Annotated in this window: 10 protein-coding genes; 9 read left to right on the forward strand and 1 reads right to left on the reverse strand. The window is 35.1% G+C overall.

Annotation, left to right across the window (positions count from 1 at the left end; all coding sequences use genetic code 11):
• Nucleotides 1-17 precede the first annotated feature (17 nt).
• The 6 genes from BUE22_RS00470 (at nt 18) to BUE22_RS00495 (ending at nt 13,497) form a co-directional block, all read left to right on the forward strand.
• Nucleotides 18-2,708, forward strand: coding sequence for a DUF5695 domain-containing protein (locus BUE22_RS00470; RefSeq protein WP_073392891.1), 2,691 nt, complete (start codon nt 18-20; stop codon nt 2,706-2,708).
• A 10-nt stretch (nt 2,709-2,718) separates the two neighbouring features.
• The gene (locus tag BUE22_RS00475) at nt 2,719-4,818 is read left to right on the forward strand and encodes a beta-galactosidase (RefSeq protein WP_073392893.1); all 2,100 of its coding nucleotides are present in this window, start codon (nt 2,719-2,721) and stop codon (nt 4,816-4,818) included.
• A 322-nt stretch (nt 4,819-5,140) separates the two neighbouring features.
• Nucleotides 5,141-7,276: a family 43 glycosylhydrolase gene (locus tag BUE22_RS00480; protein WP_073392895.1), complete on the forward strand. Its 2,136-nt coding sequence runs from the start codon at nt 5,141-5,143 to the stop codon at nt 7,274-7,276.
• A 45-nt stretch (nt 7,277-7,321) separates the two neighbouring features.
• Complete coding sequence (locus BUE22_RS00485; RefSeq protein WP_073392897.1) at nt 7,322-8,533, forward strand: M24 family metallopeptidase; 1,212 nt, start codon at nt 7,322-7,324, stop codon at nt 8,531-8,533.
• Nucleotides 8,534-8,870: 337 nt separating this feature from the next.
• The gene (locus BUE22_RS00490) at nt 8,871-11,075 is read left to right on the forward strand and encodes an alpha-galactosidase (protein ID WP_073392899.1); all 2,205 of its coding nucleotides are present in this window, start codon (nt 8,871-8,873) and stop codon (nt 11,073-11,075) included.
• A 193-nt stretch (nt 11,076-11,268) separates the two neighbouring features.
• Entirely contained in the window at nt 11,269-13,497 is a 2,229-nt protein-coding gene (locus tag BUE22_RS00495; RefSeq protein WP_073392901.1) for a DUF6055 domain-containing protein, read from the forward strand.
• 228 nt (nt 13,498-13,725) lie between these two features.
• Here the strand turns inward: BUE22_RS00495 and BUE22_RS00500 are convergent, their stop codons facing one another.
• Nucleotides 13,726-15,138 carry an arylsulfatase gene (locus BUE22_RS00500; protein ID WP_073392903.1) on the reverse strand — a complete coding sequence of 471 codons (1,413 nt, stop codon included), beginning with the start codon at nt 15,136-15,138 and terminating at the stop codon, nt 13,726-13,728.
• A 446-nt stretch (nt 15,139-15,584) separates the two neighbouring features.
• On the opposite strand from BUE22_RS00500, the gene BUE22_RS00505 reads away from it, so the two are divergent.
• The 3 genes from BUE22_RS00505 to BUE22_RS00515 all read left to right on the forward strand — a co-directional run bounded on the left by BUE22_RS00505 (nt 15,585) and on the right by BUE22_RS00515 (nt 24,562).
• Complete coding sequence (locus BUE22_RS00505; protein ID WP_073392905.1) at nt 15,585-19,634, forward strand: hybrid sensor histidine kinase/response regulator transcription factor; 4,050 nt, start codon at nt 15,585-15,587, stop codon at nt 19,632-19,634.
• 452 nt (nt 19,635-20,086) lie between these two features.
• A complete protein-coding gene (locus tag BUE22_RS00510) occupies nt 20,087-21,484 on the forward strand; it encodes a cadherin repeat domain-containing protein (RefSeq protein ID WP_073392907.1) in 1,398 nt (465 codons plus the stop codon).
• A gap of 45 nt (nt 21,485-21,529) precedes the next feature.
• Nucleotides 21,530-24,562, forward strand: a complete 3,033-nt coding sequence (locus BUE22_RS00515) for a SusC/RagA family TonB-linked outer membrane protein (protein ID WP_073392909.1) — start codon at nt 21,530-21,532, stop codon at nt 24,560-24,562.
• The last annotated feature ends 8 nt before the right edge of the window (nt 24,563-24,570 follow it).

Below are 24,570 nucleotides of genomic sequence, written 5' to 3' on the forward strand. Positions count from 1 at the left end.
TAAAAATAATAGGAATTATGAAGAAAATAAAATTATTTGCTTTAATTATTGGCTGCACCTTTGTTGTAAATAACTTGCAGGCACAAGAATATTGGGATAAAATTAAAGCTAAAAAATCAACTCTTGAAATCGACAAAGGATTTCTTAATTTGAGCACAAAATCTTTTGAACTTAAATTAGTAAAAGCATCTCAAACAGTTGCCACTTTGTCTCCGGTTACAGATAAAACTTTCGATTTTACACCCGGAGAACGACTCTCGATTCGTGATAAAGACGGACTTTATCAATTAGGAGATATTAATCTGAGAATTAAAGCAGTAGATGGAAGCTGGAAAAGTTATTCAACAGCAGCAAAAAGAGCTTCAGTTACTCCTTTAAATGTTTCGGGAAATGTTTTGGCAGCAGCTGATCTTTCGAATACATTACCAGCCGATATTCCTTTAACCATAAAACGTTTTTATGAGCAAAAAGACGGGAATTTAATCTTGCGTTTTGAAATTTTAAATAAATCGGCTACGGCTCAGGAAATAGGAGCATTAGGCGTTCCTATGGTTTTTAATAATATTTTGGAAGGGAAAACATTAGATGAAACCCATCTTCACAACGTCTTTTTTGATCCTTATATTGGTAAAGATGCCGGTTATCTTGAAGTAAAAAGATTAAGTGGCCATGGTCCGGCATTGTTAGTACTTCCGGAAGTGAATATGCCTTTTGAAGCATATCGTCCGTTATTGGATGATGATACACCAAGAAGTATTGTTTTTGAAGGTTTTCATGAGTGGATGCCTATCAGTAAAGCCTATGCCGATAACGAATGGAAAACTGCCGAACAATGGAATACGCCAACTTCATTAGTGCTTCAACCGGGAGAAACAAAAAGTTTTTCATTGAAGTTTGTCTTGGTCGATCAAATTGAAAACATTCAGGCTGGTTTAATTCAAAACGAACGTCCGGTAGCAGTTGGCGTTCCGGGTTATGTATTGCCTCTGGATGTTAACGGTCAGCTTTTTTTGAAATATAAAAAAGCAGTAAAATCTTTTAAAATTGAGCCGGAAGGATCTTTGGCAATCGAGGAAAAATCAAAAAATAAAAATGGATATTTTCAATATGCTGTACACGGAAAAAAATGGGGAAGAGCCAGATTAACAGTAGTCTATGAAGACGGATTAGAGCAAACAATCAATTATAAAGTAATTAAATCAGAAACTAATGTAATAGCCGATTTTGGACATTTTTTGACTACAGCCCAATGGTTTGATGAAAAAAATGATCCTTTCCACAGAAATCCTTCGGTAATCTCGTATGATTATGAAACCAAAAAGCAAGTTGTTCAGGACAGTCGTGTCTGGATTTCGGGTCTAAGTGATGAAGGCGGGGCAGGAGGCTGGCTTGGCGCTGTCATGAAACAATTGGTAGAACCCAATAAAGAAGAAATAGAAAAACTACAGCAGTTTGTGGATAAAACGCTGTGGGGCGGAATTCAGTATAATACCGCTGATACATTGAAATACGGCGTTAAAAAAAGTGTTTTTTATTACGAACCCAAACTAATGCCAGAAGGAACATACAACAAAGATGTTAATTATAAAACCTGGGCTGCATGGGACAAAAAAGGTTCTGATGATCCGGGAAGATCTTATAATTATCCACACGTTGCAGCCGCATACTGGACAATGTATCGTTTGGCAAGATATCATGACGGTTTGGTTACCAATCACGACTGGGACTGGTATTTAAAAAGTGCTTACGAAACCAGTATTGCCATGACAACATTAGCACCTTATTATGCGCAGTTTGGACAAATGGAAGGAACGGTTTTTTTATTGATTCTAAAAGATTTAAAAACGGAAGGATATACTGAAATGGCGAATAATCTGGAGGCTAAAATGAAAGTGAGAGCCGATCACTGGAGAACGCTTAATTATCCTTTTGGAAGTGAAATGCCTTGGGATTCTACAGGTCAGGAAGAAGTGTATATGTGGTCTGATTATTTTGGATACAATGATAAAGCAAAAATAACCCTTGATGCTATTTTAGCCTATATGCCTACAATGCCGCACTGGGCGTATAACGGAAATGCGCGCAGGTACTGGGATTTTTTATACGGAGGAAAATTATCCAGAGTAGAACGCCAGATTCATCATTATGGTTCGGCTTTAAATGCGATTCCGGTTTTAGAGCAATTCAGAAAAACACCTGATGATTTTCATTTATTGAAAGTAGGTTACGGCGGATTATTAGGCGGAATTTCAAATATTACCGAAGACGGTTTTGGATCAGCGGCTTTTCACTCTTATCCTGAAACTTTAAGAATCGATTATTTATCAGGAGATTATGGTTCTGGATTCTTTGGGTATGCGGTTAATACAGCTACTTTTATTACCAATGAAAAAGAATTCGGCTGGCTGGCTTTTGGAGGAAATGTAACAGAAAAAGGAGATGTAGTTGATGTAGCTATTACAACAGCAGCAAAATCTAAGATTTTCATTGCACCGAAAAAAATGTGGTTAACATTAGATGCAGGAACTTTTAAAAAGGTAAGTTATAATACTAAAACAGGAAAAGTGACCCTTACTTTAGATCCTAAAACAGCCTATACACCAAATGCTTATTTAAGAGTAGATCAGGATGTGAAATTATCTTATGAAAAAGTGAGAGGCGCTTATAAAATTGCTTTGAAAAATAAAGAGATTCAAATTAATTTATAAGGATGAAATAATGCAGAAATCAAAAAAACACCTTTTCAAAAAAATAATATTTACTGTATTTGGAGTACTTATCAGTTTAAATTCTGGTGCTCAAAATTTCGACAAATATTTCCCAAAAAAAGACCTGACAACAGTAGGGGTTTATTATTATCCTGAGCATTGGGATCAGAGTCAATGGGATCGGGATTTGAAAAAAATTGCCGAAATGGGTTTTGAGTTTACTCATTTTGGTGAATTTGCCTGGGCGCAATTAGAACCGCAAGAAGGTGTTTATGATTTTAAATGGTTAGATAAAGCTGTTGAAATTGCTGTAAAATATAATTTAAAAATTATCATGTGTACTTCAACAGCAACACCTCCTGTATGGTTGGTTCGCCAGCATCCTGATATCCTTGCAACTTATGAAGATGGAACCAAAACAGATCACGGTTCGAGACAACATGCATCATTTTCAAGTAATTATTATCGAAGCTATTCGCTAAAAATGATTGAACAATTGGCAAAAAGATATGGCAATAATAAAAACATTATTGGTTGGCAGGTAGACAATGAACCATCTCGTTTTCTGGATTATGGACCAGATGCACAGCAACGCTATCGCAATTGGCTAAAAGAAAAATATGTAACTATTGACGCTTTAAATAAGGCTTGGGGCAACAATTTCTGGAGTGGAACTTATAGCAATTTTGATCAGATTAATATTCCGCTGCACAAAGAATGGGGAATGAACTTACACTCCCAATTAGATCATTATCGATTTGCAGATCAGGAAACGGCAACTTTTCTCGATAACCAGGCGCTTACCATACGCAAATACATAACCAAAGACCAATGGATTACCTCTAATTACAGATCCAACTATGATGAAAGTTTCGTGGGGATGAGTAAGGAATTAGATTTTGATTGTTACACCCGTTACTTGGTTTATGGTGGAAGTTTAGGAATCGGCTCAAAAGGCTATCGTTTAGGAGATTACACCAGTATTGGTGTGTCCAATGATTTTTTTCGTCCCTTAAAAGGTATGTATGGCTGCATGGAATTACAGCCAGGACAAGTGAATTGGGGAAGTATTAATCCGCAGCCATTGCCCGGAAGTGTTCGTATGTGGCTTTGGCATGTTTTTGCCGGAGGAAGTAAATTTGCGTGTACGTATCGTTTTCGTGCGCCTTTGTATGGGTATGAGCAATTTCATTATGGTATTGTAGGCACAGATGGTATAACACCAACTGTTGGAGGTCTAGAATTCAGTCAGTTTATAAAAGAAATTGATACATTACGAAAAAAGTATGATGCTAAAGCAGTATTACCAGATTATTATTTAAAACGTAAAACAGGAATTCTATTTAACGCCGATAATGTGATGGGTATCGAGTTAAACAAGCAAACAAAAGAGTGGAATACCATTGGGCATTTCTTAAAATATTATAAAGCAACAAAATCGATGGGTGCGCCAGTTGATTTTGTTCGGGATACAACGGATTTCTCTAAATATCCTTTTTTAATAGTACCTGCTTATCAGATGATTGACCAAAAAATGATTGATAAATTGACTTTGTATGCCAAAAACGGAGGAAATTTAATCTTGAGTTGTCGATCCGGAATTCAAAATCGTGAAGGCCATCTTTGGGAAGCTAAATTCTATGAACCCATGTGGAATTTAATAGGTTCACAAATAGAATCCTATGATCTCTTAATGCCACAATCTCCGGGTATAATAAAGTTTAATAATCAGGAATTTGGCTGGACAAGCTGGGGAGATTTACTAAAACCAAATAAAGAAACTGAAATCTGGGGAACCTATGAAGGCGATTTTTACGCTGGAACTCCCGCTATTATTTCACGTAATTTAGGTAAGGGATCAGTTACTTATATTGGAGTAGATTCTAAAAATGGCGAACTTGAAAAACAAGTATTAAGAAAATTATATCAAAAGCAAAATGCTCCTATAGAAAATTATCCCGAGGGTATTATGGTGGAGTATCGTGACGGATTTGGTATCGCAGTCAATTATTCGGATAAAATCTACAACCTCAATTTACCAAAAAGCGCCAAAATTATTATTGGAACTTCAGCAATAAAAACCGCTGATGTACTGGTTTGGAAATATTAATTGAATTCATTGAATGTAAATTAAATGATTAGGTTTCAGGCTGATATTTTTATTTGTTTAATTTTTTTCACGCAGATTTGGCAGATTGTGCAGATTCTTTTTTTTAAATTTTAATAATTTAATCAGGAGAACATAGATTTACTGCAGTGGTAAAAAAACATATTTTTTTAATAAATCTAAAAACAAGAGTTTATAAAATAAATCTGCTAAATCTGCCAAATCTGCGAGAAAAATAGACAAAGGATTTGCAAATCAAAACAGAATAAATGGATCAAAATAATCATACCCAACGTTTTAAAATCAACAAAAGTTAATAATTGCAATGCTGAAAAAGAACCTATTATACAGTCTCATTTTACTTTTTTTTGCGGGAACTATTTTTGCCCAAAAAGACGTTGATGTAAATACTCCCGGCGCCGGAAATCCTATTTTACCGGGTTGGTTTGCAGATCCTACAATTAAAAAATTTGGAGATATTTATTATATCTATGCCACTACAGACAATGAAATGCTGGCATCCGGAGCGCCAACCGTTTGGTATAGTAAAGATTTTAAAAATTGGTATAACTACATCATGGAAATCCCTTCTTTTTCAGCAAAAGTAATAACTAATTTTTGGGCTCCCGATATTATCGAAGGCGATGATGGTAAATATTATTTGTATTTTGGAAACTGCGAAATAGGCTGTAATATTTATGGCTATGTTTCAGATTCGCCTGTTGGACCTTGGAAAAAATTAAGTGATCAGGATGTTCCGGTAATTTCAAATGGGTATCCCAGAGAAAATTTCCCTTCACTTGATGCACAGTTTTTTAAAGATACCGATGGAAAAATCTATGGATATTGGGGAACCTGGGTGCATTATAATGGCGGATATGCTGTAGGAGAGTTGAACAAAAAAAATATGAGCGGAATGATGAATTCTGCCAATATTCCCTTAGCGCAAACTCCGGCTCCATTTGAAGCTGCTTATATGATGAAAAAAGGTTCTAAGTACATTCTGATGTATTCCGGAGCCTCTTGTCATGACGAAACTTACAATGTGCGTTATTCGTATTCTAATTCGCCATACGGACCTTTTACTCCCGGCAAAAATAATCCCATTTTGAGTACCAATGAAAATCAGACCGTTCATGGACCCGGGCATCATTCTGTATTACAAGAGAAAGATGATTATTACATTGTATATCACAAACACGATTATCCAATGACCAGAGGCGGACTAGCCAGACAAGTTTGCATTGATAAAATGATTTTTGAAAACGATTCGACAATTAAAACGGTTGTGCCTTCAAATAAAGGGATTGAAGATTTGGTAAAGTCTGAGGTTCCTGAAAACATTGCTTTTAAGGCAAAAACAACAGCTTCTTCATTTTATCATTTAAAATCAACTCAGTACGATTATCAATATCAGCCTTCGTATGCGACTGATGATAATAATGCCACAATGTGGAAAGCTGCAGATAATACAACGCCACAAGATTTGATTGTTGATTTGGGTTCTGAAAAAAAGATTAAAAGAATAATGACCCAATTTGAATTTGCCAGTTATTACTATCAATACAAATTGGAGTATTCTTTAAATGGAAAAAATTGGAATCTATATTCCGATAAATCCAAGAATCGTACAGCGGGAAGCCCAATGATTGATGACAACGACGTAACGGCGCGTTATATAAAACTAACTGTTTTAGCAACAGAAAAAACCGGACTTTATGCTGCAGTCTGGAACATCAAAATATACAGTTCATTATTTGATCTTCCTTTAAAATTAAAAAATACAGCATCTAAGATAGTTCCTGCTGTTAAAAGCACTAAAAAATTATTGGTTGATCTTGATGCAGGAAAAATATCTGATCTGAATGCTATTTCTAATAAAGGTTCTATTGGTGGAATTTTCACAAAAAGCGGAGACATATCTTTAGAAAAATCAGAAGGAATTAAGGCTTTTCATTTTAAAAACGGAGCTTTTACTTTAAATAAATCAGTACCCAAAAGCTTAGCCTGGAATGGTTCTTACACAGTTGCAGCCTGGGTTAAAAACCCTGAAATTGCAAACGAAGGAGAGATTATAGTATCATGGTGTGACAGAACCGAATTTGGTTTGGCAAATTCTTATAATGCGCTGGCTTACAATAGCGGGAGTTATGGTGCAGGAGTACATTTAGACGGTCATTTTGATATGAAATTCAACAAGATTCCCGAAGCTAATAAATGGCATTATATCGTTTTGACTTTTGATGGTGTTGTGGAGAAAATTTATGTAGACAGCATTTTAGATAATTCTCAAAATATGCTGTTATCATCAGCAATTGATAAGGCTAAAATTATAATAGGAGCTTCAGATATTGGTGAAAATTTCTCCGGATTTATTGCTTCACTTCGCATGTACGATTATGCGCTGAATCAGGAAGATTTACTTCAGCTAATGAAGCAGACTCAACCAAAAAAGGAATAATTAAAAACTTATTAATTTAGCCGTTTAAATTAAAAAAATAAAAAAATGACAATAGGTATAGGTGGTTCTGACGCAGCCACAGAATTAGGAAAAATAGCAAACAGAACTCAGGATGTACAACCCATTCTTTTAGAGGAATATCTGGAGCGTATCAAAAAATCAGTTTTGTTGATGAAAGCGCTTTCTGTAAAAGCATTGTATCTAAATGCAGGAACCAATCTGTATTATTTTACAGGAACTCGTTGGAATGCTTCAGAAAGAATGGTGGGAGCGTTATTATTTGATGATGGAACTTTAGAATACATTGTTCCAAAATTTGAAGAAGGTACTTTTAAAAAATACATGCAGGTTGAGTCACGTATTAATTGTTGGGAAGAACACGAATCTCCTTATATTCTATTAGGAAAATTATTGACAGATAAAAACCTGAATAGCGGTACAATTGCCATTGATGAAGCTTCTCCTTATTTTTTAGTTGATGGAATTTCAAAAGCAAATATAGCTTATGATTTTACAACTGCTCAGAACATTACGTCGGCTTGCCGAATGCAGAAATCTAAAAATGAAATTGCGATCATTCAAAAAGCAAAAGACATAACGATGGAAGTACAGCGTGCTGCGGCTAAGATATTAAGACCTGGAATTTCGGTGAGCGAAGTAACAGATTTTATAAATAAAGCGCATATAAAGGCCGGAATATCTTCTGGTTCTTATTTCTGTATTGTTTTGTTTGCAGATGATACACAATATCCTCACGGCGTTTCTGTTCCTCAGGATTTAAAAGAAAATCAGGCCGTTATTATTGATACCGGCTGTAGATTAGAAGGCTATCTTTCTGATATTACGAGATCGTATGTGTACGGAACAGTTTCTGAAGAATATAAAACGATTTGGAATTTAGAAAAAAACGTACAACTCGCTGCTTTTGAAGCTGCAAAAATTGGCTCTTCATGCGGATCTGTAGATGATGCAGCCCGAAAAACATTGGCTCAAGCCGGATTAAGTCCGGATTATGATTTACCTGGATTACCGCACAGGGTTGGGCACGGAACCGGACTTGACATTCATGAATACCCGTATTTAGTCCGCGGAAGCGAAATAAAACTGCTTGAAGGAATGGTTGTTAGTAATGAACCGATGATTTGTATTCCCGGAAAATTTGGAATCAGACATGAAGATCATTTTTACATGACTGAAAACGGAGCAAAGTGGTTTACCGAGCCAATGCATAGCGTTGACAATCCTTTTGGTTATTAATTGTTAGGCACATAGATTCTCTGTGATGATTAGCTAATCCGGTGTTTATTTTTACGCAGATTTAGCAGATTTTAGCAGATTTATTTATAAGCTCTTATTTTTTTAAACAGATTGAATATAGATTTTTTTTTATATTAAATAGGATGCAAAAAGAAGTATATTTTTTTCAAACATCGCAGTAAATATATGCAGCGGATTAAATCTTAAAAGTTTAAAAAAGAATCTGCTAAAATCTGCAAAATCTGCGTGAAAAATTTATACAAAGAAGCATATTGTACTATCTATTATATAAAATATTGTAATTACATCCGGAAAGATTAATTAAAAAAAATAAAAAATGAAGCGATTTTTACTGTTATTCCTAACAATTGTTTATACTGCTGTTCAGGCACAGGAAAGTGCATTGATTTGTATTGAAACTGAAAGTTCGGCTTTGGTTTTAAAAGTGGGTAAAAACAAAAAACTGTATCAAACCTATTTTGGTACAAAGTTGAATAACAGTTTAGAATATGAATTGATTTCGAAAGAAAACACAAAAAAGTTTGTGGTAAATGACGGCAATCCTTTAATTGATTTGCGTCATTCGGCATATCCAACTTTTGGTACCGATAATTTATTTGAGCCCGCTATTCGTATGACGCATAACGATGGAAATCCTTCATTAGAATTTGAATATCAAAATCATAATGTTCAAAAAATAGATGATAATACTTCCGAAATCATTGTCAAATTAAAGGATCCTCAATATCCTGTTTTTGTCAATCTTCATTACAAAATATTTTATAAAGAAGATGTAATCGAAGCGTGGACAGAAATTCAGCATCAGGAAAAAAAAACAGTTACACTTTATAATTATGCTTCATCGGCTTTGCATTTAGATGCTGATAAATATTGGCTGACACAATTTTACAGTGATGTTGTGGAAGAAATGAGAATGGAAGAAAGCCAGCTGACAAGAGGAAGTAAAGTGATCGATTCAAAATTAGGAGTTCGAACCAATATGTTTGCGTCGCCCAGTTTTTTTCTTTCATTAAATGAAAAAGCAGGAGAAAATAATGGTGAAGTTATTGCGGGTTCAATAGCCTGGTCGGGAAATTTTAAGTACACTTTTGATATTGATAACAATAATGAACTTAGAATTATTTCGGGAATCAATGAATTTGCATCAGAATACAATTTAGAACCCGGAAAAGTGTTTAAAACACCAGCTTTTATCTATACATTTTCGAATCACGGAAAAGGGCAGGCGAGTAGAAATTTACATGATTGGGCAAGAAAATATGGGCTTAAAGATGGAGAAAAACCACGTTTGACTTTATTGAATAATTGGGAAACTACTTTTTTTGATTTTGATGAAAAGAAACTGGCCAATATGTTTACAGATGCCAAAACATTGGGTGTTGATATGTTTTTGCTGGATGATGGCTGGTTTGGTAATAAATACCCAAGAAGCGGTTCTACATCTGGCTTAGGCGATTGGGAAGCTACAAAGTCGAAACTCCCGAATGGTATTGGTTTTTTAATGGAACAGGCAAAAAAAACAGAGGTCAAATTTGGTATTTGGATTGAACCTGAAATGATCAATGAAAAAAGTGAATTATTCGAAAAACATCTGGATTGGGTTTTAAGCCTTCCAAATAGGGAAAAAAGTATTTACCGCACACAACTGGTTCTGGATTTATGCAACCCGAAAGTACAGGATTTTGTTTTTAAGGTTGTAGATGATATTATGCAGACACAATCGGGTGTGGCTTTTTTTAAATGGGATTGTAATCGAATGATGACGAGTGCTTATTCAACCTATTTAAAAAATCAGCAGTCTCATTTGTTTATTGAATATACAAAAGGACTTTATAAAGTTTTGGACCGAATAAAAGCCAAATATCCAAATCTTCCCATGATGCTTTGTGCCGGAGGTGGCGGCAGGGCAGATTACGGAATGTTGAACTATTTTACGGAGTTTTGGGCGAGCGACAATACAGATCCTTTTGATCGTGTATTTATTCAATGGGGTTATTCTAATTTTTATCCAGCATTGGCAACCTGCAATCACGTAACTTCCATGGGAAATCAGTCCATTAAGTTTAAAACCGATGTCGCTATGATGGGAAAACTAGGTTTTGATATTCATGTTGGAGGATTAAAACCAAACGAATTAAAATTTTGTCAGGAAGCTGTTTCGAATTATAAAAGATTAAGTCCGGTAATTTGGCAAGGAGTGTTGTACCGATTGATTTCGCCATATGAAGATACCAGAGCGGTTTTAATGTATGTTAATAAAGATAAAACCCAATCGGTAGTTTTTTCATACACCTTGCATCCGCTCACAGATCCTAATTACAGTATTGTAAAATTAGAAGGACTTGACCCTTCAAGAAAATATAAAGTAAAGGAAATCAATATAATGCCTGAAAGTAAAAATACTTTTGAAGAATCAGGCAATGTATTTTCTGGCGATTTTTTAATGAAAATTGGACTAAAAATTTCTTCTTCCAGTCGGGAAAGTAGTATTGTATTAGAACTTATTGCTGTAGAATCGTAGAATTCATTTTTTATACTATTCTTTTTAAATTAAAAAATCCAGATAATTTGGGTAAACAATTGTTTAGCAAATAGATAAGGGTTTTATAATAGGTAAAATAGTATTAATATAAGGTAATATTGTATTACAAGCGCTACATTTTCATATTTACATTTACAAGAAAATATTCTTAACCTATTAAAAAGATGTAATTATGAAAAAACTTTTCTTACAAGTTCTACTTTTTCTTTGCAGTTATGTTGCAATTGGCCAAAAAACGCTGTTTACGCCCACAGAATGGAGTGATCCCAATAACGAGTTTTATAATAAAGTATCCAGTAGCAGAAAATATGAATCTACAAATTTTGTGGTTTATTGGGGAGATAAAGTTGGCACAAATCCGTCAACTTATTCAGATCCTGCGTTGAGGTTTACACCAAAATCGGTTGCCGATACGCTTGAAACAAGTTTTAAGCGCTATATAACCGATTTGCACTTTATTAATAATGCTTCAACAACAAATTTCGGCAAGTACAAGATCATTATTATGATGATGAATACCTGGAATTCTACAGATCCGCGTTTAGAAGCGTTTGCGCAGGCAAGTTCGTTTAGCAATACGATTGGAGCCATGTTTGTTCATCCGGAAGCCACGAGAGATGGAGGTGCATTATCCCACGAGTTTGCCCATACGCTGCAAATGATGATGCGTATTCAGGAAAATCCGGGTAACGGAACCGCATTTTCAGGATATGATTGGGCTGGCCCTTTCTTTGAAGGACATGCTAATTTCATGAGAGCTCAGGCCTATTCTCAATGGGCAGAGATCGATGGAACTTTAACCCGCTGGATACAGACCAAACATTTTATGTGGTCTTCTACCAGGCATCATTACACCAATTTTCATTTAATGTATTATGTGCAGGAAAAAGAAGGTTTTGATTTTACCCGAAGAATGTGGGCAGAATCTATCAATGAAGAACATCCGCTTCAAACAATTAAGAGGCTAAAAGGTTTTACACAAGACCAACTAGACGATTATCTTTGGGGATATGCCCAACGACAACCGGCATTTGATTATCCTATTCAATGGAATTCCCAAATAAATACGACCAGCAATTTTGGTAAAACAATCAGAAACGTTTACAATAGTATAAAAACCAATATGCCGCGTTATACCAGCAGACAATACACACTGTTAACAAAAGTAGCAGGTACTACAGATCAATATTATACCAATAATGACTGGGCTCCACAGGATTATGGAATGAATGTAATTCCATTATACCCAACATGTACGGGAACACAGAAGAAAGTTACGATTAAATTTAAAGGACATACAGAGGTTAATCCAACTCAGGCCGGCTGGAGATATGGTTTTGTAACGACAAAAGCAGACGGTACAGTATCTCGTTACAGCCCGATGTATAAAACGGATGGAGAAGCTTCTTTTACCTTAAATACTTCTACTGAAACGGGTATTTTTCTGGTAGTGTTCTCAGCACCAAAAGTTCATGTCAATTACAATATGGATGAGGGTTACCCTAAGCAGAGAAGATATCCTTATGAACTAAAAATTGCAAATGCAACTCCAGAAGGATTTCAGCCTGCCGCCAATTTTAGAAGTTTTCTTAAAACAAATGGTCATTTGCATACTAACGGAGGAGGATGGGTATCCAATAATGCGACTGTTGCATCAACAGTTTATGTTGGTCCTTATGCAGTTGTCAGAGCCGGTAGTATTTCGGGAAATGCCCGTATAGAAGATTATGCAATGGTCGATGGAGGAACTATAAATGGTAATGCAATTGTAAGAGGAAATGCATGTGTTTACAATGCAACGTTATCCAATAGTGCCATTGTTGAAGGTAATGCCTGGATGGAAGGCGGTTCTGTAGCCAATACAGCCAATATTAAAGGAAATGCGATGCTGTTTGCCGGTAATTTTGGAAGTTCAGTTGTAGTGGGTGGAGATGCAGAAATAGGTAGTTGCTCAACTCCGGGTGTTTATTTGCAATTTCCTTACTGGAGAAATGGCAGAACAGATTGTGATGGCAAAGGAGCCAGCGATGCTTCGAACATTGATATAAATGCGACTTTCACCAATTTCACGGCCGCACAAATGGCTTTTAGTACAACACCAAACTGTACAGTAAGCACGCTTGCTGCAAGTAAGGCAGTCGATTCAGAAGAAGATTTGAGTGTTTACCCAAATCCAACATCAGGAAGTATAAATATAACCTTTATGCAGACTGAACAGCAAAAAGTAACGATTTCATTATTTAACATTAGTGGGCATAAGTTAAATGTCATTACCGATCAAACCTATGATGTTGGCAGAATTGAAATTCCGTTCAATTGCAGTCATTTGATTAAAGGTGTTTATCTTTTAAAAATCCAAACAGGAGATACTATTGTAAATAAATCATTTATTAAACAATAAGAGACTAAACTTCTTAAATTAAATACCTCGGTTCATTTTTTTATGAGGATTGAATTTCCTTATGTTTGATGCGAAATTAAAGAGCCTGCAAAATATTTATTTTGCAGGCTCTTTTTTAGTTTAAATAAATCTATAGTTGGTTTTCAGGTTTTATTTACCGCATCCGAATTATTTTATTTATCCAAGACCAGGAAATCAGCTTTGTTGTAGAATTATAAATATAAAGTCCTACCACGGGAATACTTGACTTTCTATGTGAGCTTCATTCATAAAGAGGGCAATTTTTTTAACTATATCAGGATGTTTTAGTGCAATATCATGTTTTTCCTGAGGATCGGAACTAAGATCGTACAATGCAATTACTGCGTTTTTATCTTTTATAACGTTCAGTCGGATTCCTTTCCAATTTTCATAGCGGACCGCTTGTTTACCTCCTCCTTCATGAAACTCCCAGTAAAGGTATTCATGAGTATTTTGGTTTTTATTGCCCGTAAGTGCGTTGGTAAAAGAAATTCCGTCAATGTGTTCTGGACTTTTACTGCCCGTGATTTCTGATAAAGTAGGCATGATATCCCAAAATGCACCTACGAAATCACTGCTTTGACCAGCCTTAATAACTTTCGGCCATTTGGCAACAAAAGGAACCCTGATGCCGCCTTCATACAAATCACGTTTAATGCCCCGGAAACCTGCAGCGCTGTTGAAAAAGTCAGGATCTGCTCCACCTTCTTTGTGAGGGCCATTATCACTGGTAAATATAATTAGTGTATTTTCTTCTAATCCTAATTCCTTCAATTTAGCAATAACCTGTCCAACATAGAGATCCAAACGAGTTACCATTGCTGCAAATGTGGCATGCGGGTATTGTTGAGAAACATATCCTGTAGGTTTTGCGTTTGTTCCGTAGTCAAAACCTTTAAAAGGTTTTTCATCAAACTTTCCTTTATAATAACGAAAAATACTATCGTTGGGTACAATAAGTTCAGCGTGAGGTAATATGTAAGGTAAAAAAAGAAAAAAGGGTTCCTCCTTATTTTTATCAATAAATGCTAATGCCTGCTGTTGGGTTAAGTCAGGTGCGTATTCTTTAAGGGATTCTAATTTACCATTTTCTTTCAATATTACTTTCTCCTGATCGTTCCATAAATGCTCAGGGTAGTATCGATGTGCCAGAGACTGGCAGTTATAGCCAAAGAAATGATCAAATCCCTGTCGGTTTGGATCTCCCTGTGATCCAACAGGTCCAAGTCCCCATTTGCCGTAGGCGCCTGTTTTGTACCCGCTTTTCTTTAATACTTCAGCCAGCGTTACAATTGTATCAGGTATTGGGTACTGTCCTTCGGGTTCAACACCCAAATTACCACGAATAAAAGTATGCCCGGTATGTTTACCGGTCATTAAGGAGGACCTTGATGGAGCACATACGGCAGTGCCAGCATAAAATTGTTTTAGTGTAATTCCGTCATTTGCCAATCGGTCCAGATTTGGGGTTTTAATCAGTTTCTGCCCATTAAAGCCCACATCTCCGTAGCCCAGATCATCAGCCAGTATCAGTACAATGTTTGGTTTTTTATTCTGCGATAAAACAGTAACAATACAGCATGGCAGAAGAAATAGGATTATTAATAATTTTTTTTTCATCTAATAGTATTTGATTAATATTGAATTCTGTGATTATTAATATCATTGAAAAAATAACGGGAAACCTGCATTCAATTCGTTTCGTTTTTCTAATTTATATGTTATTGTATTAGTTATAGTCTTTGTTCAATGATTAATATAGTTGTAAATTCAAACAACTGATTATAAAGACTAATCTAAGAATTTTTTTGTATATCCTTAATGCATTAAAAAATATTTAGACAGCAAGATCATTCGGTATAAATTAAATAAATTTTACTGATTTACTGTTTGCCAGTAAAATGTTTGAACAAGTACAATCTAATTATGTTTTTTTTAACTACAAGAAGAGTCTTGTTAATAATTAAATAAATTACTAAATATGAAATTTAAGAGTAATTTAATGTAAAATATCTATAAAATTAACTTATAATTGTACTTGTTACACCTGGCAAAAACATTTTATTTTGAAGTATTTTGTTTTACATCTTCTTTTTTTAATAGGTTTTTCTTCTGTAGGTTTTACACAAGATAATCCTATAAAATTTCTTGATATTTCTGATGGTCTGTCTAATAATTCGGTAACCACCATTTTTCAGGATAGTGATGGTTATCTTTGGTTTGGAACTTATGACGGATTGAACCGCTATGATGGCTATAATTTCAAAGTTTTCCGTAACAGAATCAACGATAAAAAATCATTACTCTTTAATACGATTTATAATATCGAAGGCGATTCCCGAAAAAACATTTGGGTTGGAGGTTCCAACGGGATTTGTATTTACAGTAAAACCACAGCGACATTTCATCCTGTTGAATATACCTCTTCAAACAAAAAAAATAAAGTTTTAAAAGATATAATTCACCAGATGCGATCAGTGTCTGAGAATTTAGTTTTAGTTGCCTCTCAGAATTTAGGATTAATTGCTTTTGAGAACGGTTCTTTCATCGGAAAACAAATTCCGCTTAAAGTTTTGGACAATAACATTAGTATTGATAATTACGATGCAATTGCCCTTCAGGACGACAAAAAGAAGGAGCATTGTTGGGTTCATGTACGAAATATTGGAATCTGTAGTTACAATTACAAATCAAAAACCTTAAAGGTAGTTTTTCCGTTTTCTAAAGAAGTAAAATCAATGAAATTGGCTTCTGACGGAAATCTTTGGCTGGGAACTGATGAAGGCATTTTTCTCTTTAATACCAAATCAGGAGTTCTTTCAGATAATTATTTTTCGAATAAATGCAGCGTTACCGACATTCTATTGGGAAAGAAAAAGGAAATCTTGATTACCACAGACGGTTGCGGCATCTACAAAATCATCGGAACAAATAAAAAAGCAATTCCATATAATGTTATAAATGGCGTACAGCTGGCCAAAAGCAACTCAGTCTGGAGCTTATACGAAGACAAAGCAGGCAATAAATGGTTTGGTTCTTTGCGCGGCGGTATAAGTATGCTCAGCAGCACACCTAAATATTTTAAAAGTATTCGTTATAACGCCACAAATCCGGCAGAGAATTTTATTTTATCTTTTTGTGAAGACGAAAAGAAAAATTTATGGGTCGGGACAGATGGTGCAGGATTGAAATATTGGAACCGAAAAAACAATACGTACACTAATTACAGCAACAAGCTTTCGAGTTCTTTTATTACAGGAATTGTACGTGATACTAATAATGAAATTTGGCTATCGACATGGAATGGCGGAGTAAACAAAATCAATCCCAGAAATAATTCAGTTACGCAATATTCTTGTTTTAATCCTTTCACCAAACAAATCGAGAAGAAAATTTGGCTCGTTTATAAGGATTCAAAAGCAAATATTTGGGCCAGCGCTACAAACGAAGGTTCATTATATCTTTTCGACAGACCAAAAAATACTTTTATTCTTTTCGATAAATCAATTACAAATTTGCAATGTTTGACCGAAACAAGCGACGGGAAACTTTTGGGAGGAAATTATACGAGTCTGTTTTCTTTGGAGAAAAACACCAGAAAAATCACTAAAACGAATATCGGGAATCCTGTAAGATGTATTCATGAAGACAAGGATAAAAATCTATGGCTGGGAACCCAGGAAGGCGGATTATTATTGTTCGACCGAAAAACAAATACTTTTAAAAGGCTAACTACAGATGATGGTTTGCCTTCGAATACAATTTTAAGAATGCTCGAAGACAATGAAGGCAATCTTTGGATGAGTACGTACAATGGCGTTTGTCGATTCGATAAAAAAAGAAAAACTTTCCGTAATTTCTCTGTAAATGATGGTTTACAAAGCAATCAATTCAGTTTTAATGCCGGAATTAAATTATCTACAGGCGAGTTTCTGTTTGGCGGAATTAATGGTTTCAATATATTTTTTCCCGAAGCAATCAAAGGATTTAATCAGCAGAATAATTTATTGCTGACCGATTTTTACGTAAACAATCAGCCTATTGAAGAAAGCAAAAATGATTTGGTATCTAAATGGGAATCGGGTAAAATAAAAGAAGTAAATCTTCCTTACGATCAAACCACTTTATCGCTGGAGTTTGTTGCTTTAGATTACAATAATGCCGACAAAATAAATTATGCGTATTATTTAGAAGGCTGGGATGCGCAATGGAATTATGTGGGTCAGGCCCGAAAAGCAAATTACGCCAGATTAACCGAAGGGAAATATACTTTTAAAGTAAAAACTACCAACTTTAAAGGAGGATGGAACAAAGAAATAAGCCTTGTAACAATCGAAATTTTACCGCCATGGTACAGAACATGGTGGGCATATACGTTGTATTTATTGGCTATGGCAGGGATTCTTTTTGCCTATTTGGAATATCATAAAAATAAGGAAAAACTAAAATATAAAGTAAAAATAGCCGAGCTGGAAAGTAAGAAAGAAAAGGAAGTTGCCGAAAAACAATCGTCGATGTTTACGTATATCTCACACGAGTTTAGAACGCCGCTTTCGCTAATTATAAATCCGCTCAAAAAAGCAGTTCAGAAAGAAAGTGTTCAAAATGGTTCTTCCGGAAGCGATTTGGCAATTGCACATCGAAATGCCCGCAGGCTTTTGAGTTTGGTAGATCAGCTGCTTCTTTTTCGAAAAGCCGAAAATGACGCTGATTCGCTCAGATTATCAAATATAAATGTAAATAATCTTTGCAATGAAGTGTATCAATGCTTTGTAAATCAGGCAAAAGAGAAAAACATTACTTATCAATTTTCTATTCCGGAACATGATATTGAAATTATTGGAGATTATGAAAAAATAGAAATTTCCTTATTTAATTTAATGTCAAATGCCTTTAAATACACACCAATTGGAGGGGAAATTAATCTGAAACTTTCTGAAAATACAAATGAAGTTATCCTGGAAATTTCAGATAGTGGCGATGGAATTGAAAAGAAAGATATCGACGTTATTTTTGAAAAATTCAAACAGATCAACTCAAAAGTGTCTGTTGGAACAGGTTTTGGAATTGGACTTTATATTGTAAAATATTTTGTAAACAAACACAAGGGAACAGTAAACTGTAGCAGTGAACCAGGAAAAGGAAGCACTTTTACCTTGACGTTCCTTAAAGGAAACAGTCATTTTGAAGATATTGAAATTACTGATGTTGTTGCAACAAGAAGCCAGTTGTTTGATGAATTGATCATTGATGATTCAGAAGAAAACAATCAGTCTTTAAATAATACGGTTTCAGAAAGTGATTTTCAGAAAATTATGCTTACTGATAAACGTACCGTTTTAATAATAGATGATAATGCAGAAATTAGGGCCTATCTAATCAAATTATTTTCAAAAAACTACATTGTTTATAATGCTGAAAATGGAGAAGAGGGCTTGAAAATGACCAAAAAACATATGCCTGATCTGGTTATCAGCGATATTACGATGGAACATATGGACGGTCTCGAATTATGCCGAAAAATAAAAGAAAGTGATAGTTTATCTCATATTCCTGTTATTTTATTGACGGCGTCCAAAAATACCGAAACGCATTTACAGGGAATCACAGATGGTGCAGATGATTATATTACAAAACCGTTTGATGATGATATACTCGTAGCACGTGTGGAGTCATTATTGCGAAACAGAAGTAATCTGCGAACTTATTTCTTAGACAGTATAACACTTAGGGAAAACTCACAAAAAGTTCCGGTTGAATATCAGGAAATCCTGAAAAAGTGTATCGATATTGTCGAAGCCAATATTCATAAAAAAGATTTTACGATTAAGAATTTTGCACTCGAAATGGGAATGAGCCATAGAACTCTTTATACCAAAATCAAGATCATTTCAGGCCAGACTTTAAATGCTTTTATTCGTTCGCTCAGAATTCGAAGAGCGGCAATGTTAATGTTGACAGAAGATATGAATATTGCACAGGCAAGTGCAGAAGTTGGTTTTGAAGATCCAAAATATTTCAGACAGCAGTTTGTCAAACTCTTCGGAATGACACCTTCAGAATACATTAAAAAGTATAAAAATTCGTTTAATTCTGACCTGAATATTATCAAATAACAATCCTTTTATGTTTTTATTCTTTGAATACTCTTTTGCTTTTTATGCAGAAGAGTATAAAATTTTTAAAAAAAATCAAACGTTGTAGTTGTAGTTTGAGGATTGTTTAATAATTGCGAATTCCTGAAAAATACCCTATTATTTTTTTGTACTTGTTAATTTTAAATCCAAAATAATAGTTAATTTCCATTTTGACCTCCTTTTTTTTCCATTTTACCCCTCCTTAGAAGTCTGTATTACATATTTCTTTGCACTTATACGTTTAAGAAGAAAAAAAGAATATAAACCAAACTTTACTAGAATGACAAAAAACCACACCATTATCTTTTATTGTCCTATTTCTTTATTATTAGAAAGACAATTTAGATGCTCTTCAAAAATGAGTTTATCTCATCTTCAACAAACAATTTTTTAGCATAAAAACTAACTAACCTAACCTTAAAATTAAAGAAATGAAAAAAAATGTATTTTTATTTTTTCTTGCCCTTTTTGCCGTCCTTGTTACCGGATGTCAAAATAACGAAACTGGTTATCCTTCTTCTGATGATCCTACAGCTGTAGTGACAACAAAGGAAATTTACGGAGCACCAAACAGAAAATTCGAAATTAAAGCGGTGCTTAATGACGATTTAGGACTGAAAAGTGTGAGAATTCAAATTCCTGAATTATCCTTAGATAAAATGATCACGTTTGCAAGTGATCCATTACTTGAATCATATGATTTAAGCTATTTTTTTGAAGTACCTTCGGACAGGGGAACCTCAGAATCTTTCAAAATTAAATTGACAATAACAGATGTTTCAGGAAATGCCATTGACGAAGATATCAATTTACGTCTGGATGGAGAATTTGCAGCACCTGCAATAACCATGGTTACGCCAAAAGAAGGAGCTGTTATTTTATTGTCAACAAGCAATGAAATGCCCGTAAATTTTGTGGTAAACGATGATTCAGGAATAGATTATGTTCAGGTAAAATGCGAGGCTTTAGGCATTGATGAAACGATTCAGTTAGCGGGCTCGCCTCAATCTTATACTTTCAATAAAACGTATACTTTACCTGTAACTGCAGCAAATTATGTATTGACAATTACAGCCAAAGATAAATTTGCGATTCCAAATACCGGATCTTTAAATATCAATATTGTAGCAACAAACGAATATCCAGCACTGTATTTATGCGATCAGCCAAAAGGTACCAATCTGACTACTGATGCTGTGGGCGTACCGATGTATTTTCACGAGAAAAACGGACAGGATTTTGAGTTTAAATATTATGCTGATAAAGACAATAAAGAAGTTTATTTCTTAGGTCAGGAAGCCGACTTTGCCCCACATTGTTTCGGATTAAATGCAGCTGGAGGTTTAGTAGACGATTTAACTGCAACACCAATTATTTTACCAACAAAAGGCTATTACAACATAAAGGTAAACCCAAATACACTAGCTTATACAGTTACTAAATATACGCCTTCAAGCAAAGTTTGGGCAGATGTTGCCAATGGATTATGGAGTGATGACGAAGCTTTAAGAAGACCGTTTGTGAGCGTATGTGGCGGTGGTATTCAGGGTGCAGACTGGGATACATGGACAGCCTGGACACAAACCGGATTGCATTTGGCAAATAACCCAAATAATGCATATCAATTAGTTGGTGAGTATACGCTGACAGGACAATTGGAAGCCACTTTTACAGGTCAATGGTGGAATCCGTCATGGAGATTAATCAAAAATGGTATTGCTACAATGTCACCAGGTGAAAATGGAAATGCAAAATATCCAGCTGCTCCGGGAGTATACAAAGTTGTACTGGATACAGAATTGGAAAGAGTCTTTATCACAAAAAAATAGTTTGTTAGAACTTAAGTTTTAGCATTAATAAAAAAATATATTAATATGAAATATAAATTTATATGGTTATTTATCACCATGTTGTGCACCGCCACGACATTCGGGCAAATAACGGTAAAAGGAACTGTTAAGGATAAAGGCAATGTGCCAATTCCCGGAGTTAATCTGGCAGTAAAAGGAACTTCAACAACAACATCAACAGATTTTGATGGGAACTTTTCTATCAGTGTATCCAATAAAAACGCTCAAATTGAATTCTCATTTGTTGGTTTTTCTAACAAAACAATTCAGGTTGGCGATAAAACAACTTTTGATGTTGTGCTAGAGGAATCTAGCCAAGCATTAGAAGAGATTGTCGTTGTAGGTTACGCCGCGGTAAAAAAGAGCGATGTAACGAGTTCTATTTCTTCTATAAAAGGAAAAGAACTCCAAACCATGACAGTAGGTAATGTGACCGAATCATTACAAGGGAAAGTTTCCGGGGTTCAGGTTACAGGCCAAGGAGGTCCTGGTGCACAGCCAAGAGTTTTGATCCGTGGTATTTCTACGTTAAATCTGGATACTTCTCCTCTTTATGTAGTGGATGGTATACCAATGGGAACCAGTATTAACTTTTTGAGCCCGAATGAAATTGAATCGATGGAAGTTTTAAAAGATGCTTCTGCAAGTGCTATTTATGGTTCACGTGCTTCTAACGGAGTTATTCTGATCACTACCAAAAAAGGGAAAGTGGGTCAGACAAGATTCAACTTTGATATAAGTTCAGGGATGCAGCTTATGAACAATCCCTATCATATGGCCGATGCCGAAGGATATGCAAACATCATGAACAAAGCATACAACAATTCTGGTTATGCAGATTATTTGCCAAACCCTTCTCAATACAAAGGTAAAACGACAGATTGGTGGAAAGCCGGAATTAAAAGTGGATCTCCCGTTACAAATGCTTCTTTAAGTGTTAGTGGTGGTTCTGAAAAACATACTTATGCAATCAGTATGAATTATTATGATGCAGAATCTATTTATGAAGTAGGAGGTTGGGAAAGAATAACGTTAAGAATTGCCAATGATTTTAAATTCTCTGATAAATTCTCTGCCGGAATCACTTTAAATCCACGTTATGAAACCTATGGTCAGCCTGGAAACTGGGCAGATTTTGATAAAATTGATCCGATTACGCCAATTTACAAACCAGCAGATCAGTTAACAGGAAGTGAAAACGAATACAGCATTTATGCACGTTCGCCTTCGTATGTATGGAATCCGGTTGCAGGTGTAAAGAGATATGATGATTTTACAGATCAATATAATTTAAATACAAATGGGTATTTACAATATACTCCAATGAAAGGTTTAGTATTTCGTACACAGGCTTCTGTTGAAGTTGGTGATAAAATAAGAAGCAGGTTCAGACCCGATTTTATAATTGATGCGGCACACGAAAAAGAGGAGATTAATAAGGTTGAAAGATGGGCTACTAATAATGTAGACTGGACATGGCAAAATACAATTACCTATTCTAAAACATTTGCAGAAAAACACAATGTTTCCCTAATGATTGGTAATACAATGGAAGAGTACAATGGCAATGATGTTTGGGGTTACGGTGAAGGTGTGCCTAATAACTCAGATTTAATGAGAGAGGTAAATGCAGCAACTAAAAACCGCGATAGTAAGGGTAACACTTGGTCAAGTTCATTGATGTCTTATATTTCTCGTTTTTCTTATAACTACGACAATAAATATTATTTCACGGGAACTTTCAGACGTGATGGTTCTTCTAAATTTATGACGAACAACAAATGGGCAAATTTCCCTTCGGCATCAGTTTCATGGAGAATTTTGAACGAAGGATTTATGGAATCTACAAAAGATGTTCTAAGCGATCTTAGATTTAGAGCAGGTTGGGGTAAAGTAGGGAATCAGGGATTGCCAACACAAGTGTATCAGTCCAACATTGGGCAAGGATTTTATCCTATCGGAGATGTTGTGGGAGATACTTCATTTCCTTCTTCTATGGCCAATAAAGACATTAAATGGGAAACTGTTGAAGATATGAGTTTTGGAATCGATTTCGGATTATGGAAAAACAAGCTTTCAGGATCATTAGAATATTATCAGAAAAAAACAAATGATATGTTATTCTTAAAGCAATTTCCAGCTTATAGCGGATTTCCTGAAAATGCCACAATCTGGACAAACGTTGGTTCTATGCAATCCAGCGGTATCGATTTGCTGATTTCTTATAAAGATAAAAAAGGGGACTTCTCTTATGGTGCCGATGTAACTTTTACAACGGTTGATGTTGAGATGTTGTCTTTATCTTCTGATGGAGAAAAACTGTACGGAGCTAATAACAGAAGTGTGACTGTAAAAGGAGATGAACCGGGTTATTTCTACGGATACGTTGCTGATGGTTTATTCCAAAATCAAACGGAATTAAATTCTCATACAGATGAGCACGGCACTAAATTACAACCTTATGCAAAAGAAGGAGACATTCGTTTTAAAGATGTTAACGGAGACGGAAAATTAGACGATAAAGACCGTACTAAAATTGGTTCTCCATGGGCGGATTACAACATTGGACTGAATTTAAATTTTGCTTACAAACAATTTGATTTGGTTGCTAATTTCTATTCCAGTATAGGAAATGATATTGTAAACACAACTATTTCAGATTTATACAATGGTGCAAGTTTAACCAACAAAGTAAGCGGATTAGACCAAAAAGCATGGCATGGAGAAGGAACTTCTAATTCTATTCCTCGTTTGTCTAAAGATGATAATAATGAGAACTACACTAAATTTTCTTCTTTATACGTAGAAGATGGGTCTTATGTCCGTATGAAAAACTTACAGTTAGGATTTTCATTCTATAATAAATTTGGATTAGACAAACTTAGAATTTCTTTATCAGGCCAGAATTTATGGACTTGGACAAAATACACAGGAGTTGATCCTGAAGTTGCAGGGGGAGACCCAGATAAGGGCGACAGAGTAAAAGGAGCAGGTTTTGGAGAATGGAACTATCCTGTACAGCCAACAATTTTGATGGGTCTTAATGTAGCATTTTAATAAAAACG

This window comes from Flavobacterium pectinovorum (assembly GCF_900142715.1).
Classification (GTDB): Bacteria; Bacteroidota; Bacteroidia; order Flavobacteriales; family Flavobacteriaceae; genus Flavobacterium; species Flavobacterium pectinovorum.

What these genes read in the sequence shown, in the direction of transcription:
- BUE22_RS00470 (WP_073392891.1), top strand. Translation starts at nt 18, where the DNA reads ATGAAGAAAATAAAATTATTTGCTTTAATTATTGGCTGCACCTTTGTT.
- BUE22_RS00475 (WP_073392893.1), top strand. Translation starts at nt 2,719, where the DNA reads ATGCAGAAATCAAAAAAACACCTTTTCAAAAAAATAATATTTACTGTA.
- BUE22_RS00480 (WP_073392895.1), top strand. Translation starts at nt 5,141, where the DNA reads ATGCTGAAAAAGAACCTATTATACAGTCTCATTTTACTTTTTTTTGCG.
- BUE22_RS00485 (WP_073392897.1), top strand. Translation starts at nt 7,322, where the DNA reads ATGACAATAGGTATAGGTGGTTCTGACGCAGCCACAGAATTAGGAAAA.
- BUE22_RS00490 (WP_073392899.1), top strand. Translation starts at nt 8,871, where the DNA reads ATGAAGCGATTTTTACTGTTATTCCTAACAATTGTTTATACTGCTGTT.
- BUE22_RS00495 (WP_073392901.1), top strand. Translation starts at nt 11,269, where the DNA reads ATGAAAAAACTTTTCTTACAAGTTCTACTTTTTCTTTGCAGTTATGTT.
- BUE22_RS00500 (WP_073392903.1), bottom strand. Translation starts at nt 15,138, where the DNA reads ATGAAAAAAAAATTATTAATAATCCTATTTCTTCTGCCATGCTGTATT.
- BUE22_RS00510 (WP_073392907.1), top strand. Translation starts at nt 20,087, where the DNA reads ATGAAAAAAAATGTATTTTTATTTTTTCTTGCCCTTTTTGCCGTCCTT.
- BUE22_RS00515 (WP_073392909.1), top strand. Translation starts at nt 21,530, where the DNA reads ATGAAATATAAATTTATATGGTTATTTATCACCATGTTGTGCACCGCC.